This is a genomic window from Streptomyces sp. NPDC049597 (assembly GCF_040675505.1).
Lineage (GTDB): Bacteria > Actinomycetota > Actinomycetes > Streptomycetales > Streptomycetaceae > Streptomyces.
The window spans coordinates 1-1,184 of sequence record NZ_JBFAOY010000084.1; the positions used below are offsets into that span (position 1 = coordinate 1).

1 protein-coding gene is annotated in these 1,184 nt (G+C 70.7%); it reads left to right on the top strand.

The features are described 5' to 3' along the window. On the top strand, positions 1–1,184 hold a 1,184-nt coding region (locus AB0K02_RS34030; RefSeq protein WP_365996470.1), incomplete at both ends, for an L-serine ammonia-lyase.

Below are 1,184 nucleotides of genomic sequence, written 5' to 3' on the forward strand. Positions count from 1 at the left end.
CTGAAGAACGAGGGCCTGCTGGCCCACACCGCCTCGATACGCGCCGAGCTGTACGGCTCCCTGGGCGCGACCGGACACGGCCACGGCACCCCCAAGGCCGTCCTGCTGGGCCTCGAGGGCCACTCTCCGCGCACGGTCGACGTCGAGACCGCGGACGACCGGGTCGAGCAGATCAAGAGCGACAAGCGGATCACCCTGCTCGGCATGCACGAGATCGGCTTCGACTTCGACGAGGACCTGGTCCTGCACCGCCGCAAGGCCCTGCCCTACCACGCCAACGGCATGACGCTGTGGGCCCGTGACGCCGAGGGCACCACGCTGCTGGAGAAGACGTACTACTCGGTCGGCGGCGGCTTCGTCGTCGACGAGGACGCCGTGGGCGAGGACCGGATCAAGCTCGACGACACCGTGCTGAAGCACCCCTTCCGCACCGGTGACGAGCTGCTGCGCCTCACCCGGGAGACCGGGCTGTCCATCTCCGCGCTGATGCTGGAGAACGAGAAGGCCTGGCGCACCGAGGACGAGATCCGCGAGGGCCTGCTGGACATCTGGCGGGTCATGGAGGCGTGCGTCGCGCGCGGCATGTCGCGCGAGGGCATCCTGCCCGGCGGTCTCAAGGTCCGCCGGCGCGCGGCCACCACGGCCCGCAAGCTGCGCTCCGAGGGCGACCCGCAGGCGCTCTCCATGGAGTGGATCACGCTCTACGCGATGGCCGTGAACGAGGAGAACGCGGCCGGCGGCCGGGTGGTCACCGCCCCGACCAACGGCGCGGCCGGCATCATCCCGGCCGTCCTGCACTACTACATGAACTTCGTCCCCGGCGCCGACGAGGAGGGTGTCGTCCGCTTCCTGCTCGCGGCGGGCGCGATCGGCATGCTCTTCAAGGAGAACGCCTCCATCTCCGGCGCCGAGGTGGGCTGCCAGGGCGAGGTCGGCTCCGCCTGCTCGATGGCCGCGGGCGCGCTCGCGGAAGTCATGGGCGGCAGCCCGGAGCAGGTCGAGAACGCCGCCGAGATCGGCATGGAGCACAACCTGGGCCTGACCTGCGACCCGGTCGGCGGCCTCGTCCAGATCCCGTGCATCGAGCGCAACGGCATGGCGGCGGTCAAGGCCGTCACCGCCGCGCGCATGGCCATGCGCGGCGACGGGACCCACAAGGTGTCCCTGGACAAGGTCATCAAGAC